This is a genomic window from Mesorhizobium sp. M8A.F.Ca.ET.021.01.1.1, from assembly GCF_003998025.1.
GTDB lineage: Bacteria > Pseudomonadota > Alphaproteobacteria > Rhizobiales > Rhizobiaceae > Mesorhizobium.
Genome location: NZ_RZSJ01000354.1, coordinates 1 through 6,307 on the forward strand (window position 1 = coordinate 1; position 6,307 = coordinate 6,307).

General features: G+C 65.0%; 6 protein-coding genes and 1 pseudogene. All 7 read left to right on the top strand.

Annotated features, from left to right (window positions below; all coding sequences use genetic code 11):
- Positions 1-244 (top strand): annotated as a pseudogene (locus EOA36_RS23525) (HlyD family type I secretion periplasmic adaptor subunit); the annotation flags it as partial.
- A gap of 165 nt (positions 245-409) precedes the next feature.
- Entirely contained in the window at positions 410-1,096 is a 687-nt protein-coding gene (locus EOA36_RS23530; RefSeq protein WP_127279631.1) for an aspartyl/asparaginyl beta-hydroxylase domain-containing protein, read from the top strand.
- 179 nt (positions 1,097-1,275) lie between these two features.
- Entirely contained in the window at positions 1,276-2,406 is a 1,131-nt protein-coding gene (locus EOA36_RS23535; RefSeq protein WP_127279632.1) for an ROK family transcriptional regulator, read from the top strand.
- Positions 2,403-3,203, top strand: a complete 801-nt coding sequence (locus EOA36_RS23540; protein ID WP_127279633.1) for an ABC transporter permease — start codon at positions 2,403-2,405, stop codon at positions 3,201-3,203. Before EOA36_RS23535 ends, EOA36_RS23540 begins: the two co-directional genes overlap by 4 nt.
- Before the next feature lie 11 nt (positions 3,204-3,214).
- On the top strand, positions 3,215-3,973 hold the full coding sequence (locus EOA36_RS23545; RefSeq protein WP_189343732.1) for an ABC transporter ATP-binding protein: 759 nt from the start codon (positions 3,215-3,217) through the stop codon (positions 3,971-3,973).
- Between the two features lie 41 nt (positions 3,974-4,014).
- On the top strand, positions 4,015-4,989 hold the full coding sequence (locus EOA36_RS23550; protein ID WP_245464447.1) for an aliphatic sulfonate ABC transporter substrate-binding protein: 975 nt from the start codon (positions 4,015-4,017) through the stop codon (positions 4,987-4,989).
- Between the two features lie 78 nt (positions 4,990-5,067).
- Positions 5,068-6,307, top strand: a 1,240-nt coding sequence (locus EOA36_RS23555) for a sulfatase (protein WP_127279635.1), incomplete at its 3' end; no start/stop codon positions are given.

The window sequence follows — 6,307 nt, forward strand, 5'->3', positions numbered from 1 at the left end:
GGATTCGACCGGCATGCCCGGAACCAGCTTGACCTCGCCGGACACGACGACCGACCAGCGCACCGGCATCAGCTACTATACTGTCCGCATCGCGACGACGAACTCGGAGATCGCGCGCCTCGGCGAGGTCAAGCTGGTTCCGGGCATGCCGGTCGAATCCTTCATCAAGACCGCCGACCGAACCGTGATCTCCTACCTCGTCAAACCGCTGCAGGATCAGCTCAACCGCGCCTTCAGGGAATGAGCGGGACATCTGGGATCGTTCGATCCGGTTGACGAATTGCCTCGGATTGCCGGGTGGCCGGCACAGGACCTGGCCCATGGCTGTCCGGGTAGTTCACGACGCGATGACCAAAATGTGCAACCCGAACCATCGGCTGTCCGTTTATGGTGTCATCGAGGCTATGCGATGTCCCGCGTCTACGATCTTGCATCCAATGGGGTCCGGCGTGTCTATGAAAGGCGCATAGACGCGCCGGCTATCCTCGATGCCGCCACCGATTTTCCGAACGCGGCGAAATTCATCGCCGCCTGGCGCGGCATACGCGACGAAGCGCTCGCGGTGCGGCTGGGCGGGGCGCCGCGCTTCCACGACATCATGCCGGAGCAGGCCGAGATCTCGGCCAATGACGGCCTCGACTGGCGCATGTTCGTGCTCAAGGCCTACGACATCGGGGTTCCCGAAAACCTGGCGCGGATGCCGGTTCTGAGCCAGTTGCTCGCCGAGTGTCCCGAAGTCAAATCGGCGGCCATCTCGTTCCTGGCGCCGCGCAAGCACATTCCCAGCCATCGCGGACCGTTTCGCGGCATCATGCGCTTTCATCTCGGCCTGGTCATTCCGCGGCAGACCGATGGTCGCCCCGCGACCATCATGATGATCAATCATCAGGAGAAGCGGATCACGGATGGCGAAGGCATGCTGTGGGACGACACCTTCCCGCACGAAGTGATGAACAACGCCGACGAGGCGCGCATTGCGCTGTTGCTCGACGTCTGGCGTCCGGGAATGCCGCTGGACATGGAAATCCTGTCCCGGCTCATCGTGCGCGGCGTGCAGGCGGGGATGCGCCACAGGGGCGTGTCCTTCTCCGGCTGAACCCTGTCCCTTTGTTTTTAAGCAATTTCCAAGGGAAAGCGCTAGGTCCTCACTCTTCTGAATTGCTTGTTCACGTGGCGACGACCAGCCGACGCGGCGCGGTCATTCGCCCGGTGGTGGGCGTGTCCTTGACAGCCTTAATTAATTTATTAACATTAGAAAATAATAGGGAGGAGAAGATGGGCGTCCATCACGGAGCAATCCTGCGCATCCTGCGCGACGACGGTCCGCAGTCGCGTGCCGAACTGGCGCGGCGGACTGCGCTATCGCCGACCGCGCTGACCCATCTGACGGCGCATCTGCTCAGGGAAGGGACGGTCGTCGAGCTCAACCAGGCCGCCGCCGGTGACGCACCCGTCGGCCGGCCGGCCATCGGCGTCGCGCTGGTGCCGGATGCCCTGTCGGTGGTTGGCGTGCACATCGGCGCCGGCACCATCCATGCCACGATCACCGACCTCAAGGCTTCCTCGAAAGCCATGGCCTCGCAGTATTTCGACACCGCCACCAGCGAACCGGCCGCGGTGATCGGCATGGTGGTGCGGACCGTCGAGCAACTGATCCGCAAGACAGGCGTCGAGCGGTCCCGGCTGATCGGCCTCGGGCTCGGCGTGCCTGGCCCGGTGGACACCAAGCGGCGGCGCAATTTGCAGTCGGTCAATTACGACTGGAAGGACGTGCCCTTCGCCGACGAACTCGAGACGGCCCTCGGCATACCCGCCGTGGTCGAGCACAATGTCAGCGCCATGGCGCTGGCGGAGTCGCGCTACGGCATCGGCCGCGACGCCACCGCGCTGCTTTACATCTACCTGCGCACCGGCCTCGGCGCCGGGCTGGTGATCAACGGCATGCCATTCCGCCCCGGCGGCTATGGGGCCGTCGAACTCGGCCATGTCCAGGTGGTAGAGAATGGCGAGCGCTGCGCCTGCGGCAACAGAGGCTGCCTGGAGACGTTCCTGTCCGAACGGGCGCTGGCCCGCGACGCGCATATCGAGGCGCCGCATCCCAAGCGGCTGCTGGCCGAGTTGGAGAAATATCCCGAGCCCTGGAACGCGGCACTCAGGCACCTGACGACAGCGATCGCGACCGCGACCAACCTGCTCAATCCGGACCTGATCGTTTTTGGCGGCCATCTCGCCGAAGCGCCGGAAAGCTTCATCGACCATATCCGCGAGGGCGTTCCGCCCCGCGTGCTGCCGCCGATGCGCGATGTGCTGCGCATCGAGCGGTCAAGCCTCGGCCCCGGCGCTGGCGCCATCGGCGCTTCGGCCGCGGCGCTCGACCACTTCTTCTATTCGGGGGTTTCGCGATGAGCGAGGCAGCCAAGACGACGCGCCCAGGCGGTACGCCGGAAGGGCAAGGCATCGACTATCCCGGCCTCGCGCTCAATCTCGTCGGGCTCGTCGCCGGTGTCGCCATCTGGTGGGCGCTTACGGCGGGCGGCGCGGTCGGCCTGCCGCCGCCGCCGCAGGTGGCGGCGCGGTTCGGTGATGTCATCGCCAGCGGGCAGCTTGCCACCGATATCGCCTCCAGCCTGGCGCGGGTGCTGACCGGCTTCCTGCTCGGCGTCATCCTCGCGATCCCGGTCGGCTTCGTCATGGGCTGGTACAAGGTCGCCCGTTCGCTGATCGAGCCCTATCTGCAGTTCTTCCGCATGATCCCGCCGCTCGCCATCATTCCGCTGGCGATCGTCACCATGGGCATCGACGAGACGCCAAAAATCTTCGTCATCTTCCTGGCATCGTTCCTGGCCAGCGTCGTCGCCACCTATCAGGGCGTCATCAGCGTCGACAAGACGATGATCAACGCCGCGCGGGTGCTTGGCGCGAAAGACATGACGATCTTCCTGCGCGTCATCATCCCGGCGTCGACGCCGTTCATCCTGGTCGGGGTACGCATCGGGCTTGGATCGGCCTGGGCGACGCTGGTCGCCGCCGAACTGATCGCCGCGCAGTCCGGGCTCGGCTTCCGTATGCAGCAGGCGCAGCTTTATTACGACCTGCCGACCATCTTCGTCAGCCTGATCACCATCGGCCTGCTCGGCCTTGCCATGGATCGCATCCTCCTGGTGATCGAGCGCCGGCTCACCGTCTGGCAGGAGCGCGTGTGATGGCTTCCAGGATCGTCCCAAAGATCGTGTTCGACAAGGTCACCCGCCGCTTCGATCTGAGCGACAACAGCTTCATCGCGCTCGACCGGCTGTCGCTCGACATCGCCGACGGCGAGTTCGTCACCGTCGTCGGCCCCTCCGGCTGCGGCAAGTCGACGGCGCTCAACATCGCCGCCGGCCTGTTGCGGCCGAGCGAGGGCAGCGTGCTGGTCGACGGCAAGGCTGTCGAAGGGCCGGGGCCGGAGCGCGGCATGATCTTCCAGCAATACGCGCTCTTTCCCTGGCTGACCGTTCGCCAGAACGTCGAGTTCGGGCTGCGCATCAAGGGCGAGGAGGCTTCGCGCCGCAGGCAGATCGCCGAGCGTTTCATCGACCTCGTGGGCCTCGGCGACTTCGCCGACGCGCTGCCAAAGACGCTGTCCGGCGGCATGAAGCAGCGCTGCGCCATCGCGCGCGCCTATGCGGTGGACCCGTCCATTCTTTTGATGGACGAGCCGTTCGGCGCGCTCGACGCGCTGACCCGCGTGCAGCTTCAGGACCAGTTGCTCGACACCTGGAGCCGCGAGCGGCGCACGGTGATGTTCATCACCCATGATGTCGACGAGGCCGTCTACCTTGCCAACCGCGTCATCGTCATGGCGGCGCGGCCGGGCAGGCTGAAGGAGATCATCGATGTCCCGCTGCCTTATCCCAGAACCGAGGAAATCCGGCTTTCGGCCGAGTTCATGACCATCCGCAACCGCGTCTGGCAAGCGGTGTACCACCAGTAGCGGCGGAAGCCGTTTAGCACCAGTAACAGGAGGAGAGTAGCGTGACGCTGACAAGACGGAATTTCATGGCATCCTCGGCGGCGCTGGCCGCGTTCGCCGCCTCTGGCATCAAGGCCAGGGCAGCGGGGACGCCGGCGCGCATCGGCTACAATGGCGACTTCTGGGGCGCGAGCATCTCCGGCGTGGCCGCCGATCAAGGCTTCTATGCCAAGCATGGCGTCGACGCCGACATCAAGGTCTTCACCAACGGGCCGATCCAGGTGCAGGCGCTGGGCGCCAACAGCCTCGAGTTCGGCTATCTCGGGCCAGGCGCGCTGTGGCTGCCGGCGACCGGCAAGGCCAAGATCATCGCCGTCAACGATGTCGGCTTTTCCGACCGGGTGATCGCCCAGGCCGGCATCAAGTCGATCGCCGAGCTCAAGGGCAGGAAGGTGGCGATCGCGGCCGGCACGTCAGGCGACATGCTGCTGCGGCTGGCGCTGCGCAAGGCCAACATGGCGATGACCGACCTCGACATCGTGCAGATGGACCCGAGCACCATCGTGGCGGCCTTCGCCTCCAAGCAGGTCGACGCGGCCGGCATCTGGTACCCGTTCGTCGGCATCATCAAGACGCGGGTTCCCGACCTGGTGGAACTGGCCAAGAACGACGATTTCTACCCGCAGACCACGTTCCCGAGCGTCTTCATCGCCCGCAACGATCTGGTCGAGGGCAATCCCGATCTCGTCAAGAATGTGGTCCGTGCCATCAAGGACGCGCAGGATTTCCGCGCCGCCAACCAGGACAAGGCGATCGAGATCACCTCGAAACTGCTTGGCATTCCGGCCGAACAATTGAAGACCGAGGCCGGCTACGGGCGTTTCATGACCTCGGCCGAGATCACCAAGCTCACCAAGGACGGCAGCGTGAACGGCTGGTTCGCGACGATGAATGACCTGTTCAAGACCTTCGGCAAGCTCGAGACCTCGCTCGACCCGAAGGACTACTATCTCGGCGATCAATATATTTCGGCCTGATGCCGGCTCTTGAACACCGCGAGCCCCGGTAATCAGCCGGGGCCTGCCTTTGACAACCATGGAAGCGGCGAGTCCTTCATGAACGTTCTCTACATCGACATCGACAGCCTGAGGCGCGACCATCTCGGTTGCTACGGCTATCATCGCAACACCTCTCCAGTCATCGACAGCCTCGCCCGCGACGGCATCCGCTTCGAGAACGTCTATGTCTCCGACGTGCCCTGTCATCCGTCGCGCACGGCGCTGTGGAGCGGCCGCCACGGCATGCGCACCGGCGTGGTCGGCCATGGCGGCACCGCCTGCGAGCCGTTCCGCGAGGGCGCCGGGCGGGCCTGGGCCGGCACCTTCTACGAGGAGGGCTGGATGCGGGCGCTGCGCGATCTCGGCTACCACACGACGACGATCAGCAGTTTTGGCGAGCGGCATGGCTGCTGGCACTGGTATGCCGGCTTCAACGAGATCATCAATCCGGGCAAGGCCGGCATGGAGAATGCCGACGAGGTGTCGGGCCTGGCGCTCGACTGGCTGAAGCGCAATGGCTCGGCAAAAAAATGGTTCCTGCATGTCAATGTCTGGGATCCGCACACGCCCTATCGTGCGCCGGACTCGTTCGGCGATCCGTTCGCCGACCAGCCTTTGCCGGAGTGGATGACGAAGGAGGTGTTCGAGAAGAGCCATGCCGGCTACGGTCCGCACAGCCCTCGGGAGCCCTCGGGCTTCGACGTCGAGCCGGGCGGATCGAAATATCGGCGCATGCCGTCGCCGATCGACGACATGGGCAAGGTCAAGGCCTGGTTCGACGGCTACGATACGGGTGTGCTCTACGCCGATCATCATGTCGGCCTGATCATCGAGGAACTGAAGCGGCAGAACCTCTATGACGACACCATCATCGTCATCGGCGCCGACCACGGCGAGAACCTCGGCGAGCTCAATGTCTGGGGCGACCACCAGACGGCGGACGAGTTCACCTGCAACGTGCCGCTGGTGATCCGCTGGCCCGGCGCCGGGGACATGCGCGGCGTCAATGCCGGGCTGCACTATCATTTCGACTGGGCGGCCACGCTGATCGACCGGCTTGGCGGCAGCGTGCCAGTGCTGTGGGACGGGCAGTCCTTCGCCCCGGCGCTCGCGGCCGGCAAGGAGGGCGGGCGCGACTTCCTGGTGCTGAGCCAGGGCGCATGGGCCGTGCAGCGCGGCGTGCGGTTCCGGCTCGACGGCGCCGACTGGCTGATGCTGCGCACCTACCATGACGGCTACAAGGACTTTGGGCCCGTCAGCCTGTTCAACCTCAGCGAGGATCCGCACGAGCAGCATG

What these genes read in the sequence shown, in the direction of transcription:
- EOA36_RS23530 (WP_127279631.1), top strand. Translation starts at nt 410, where the DNA reads ATGTCCCGCGTCTACGATCTTGCATCCAATGGGGTCCGGCGTGTCTAT.
- EOA36_RS23540 (WP_127279633.1), top strand. Translation starts at nt 2,403, where the DNA reads ATGAGCGAGGCAGCCAAGACGACGCGCCCAGGCGGTACGCCGGAAGGG.
- EOA36_RS23535 (WP_127279632.1), top strand. Translation starts at nt 1,276, where the DNA reads ATGGGCGTCCATCACGGAGCAATCCTGCGCATCCTGCGCGACGACGGT.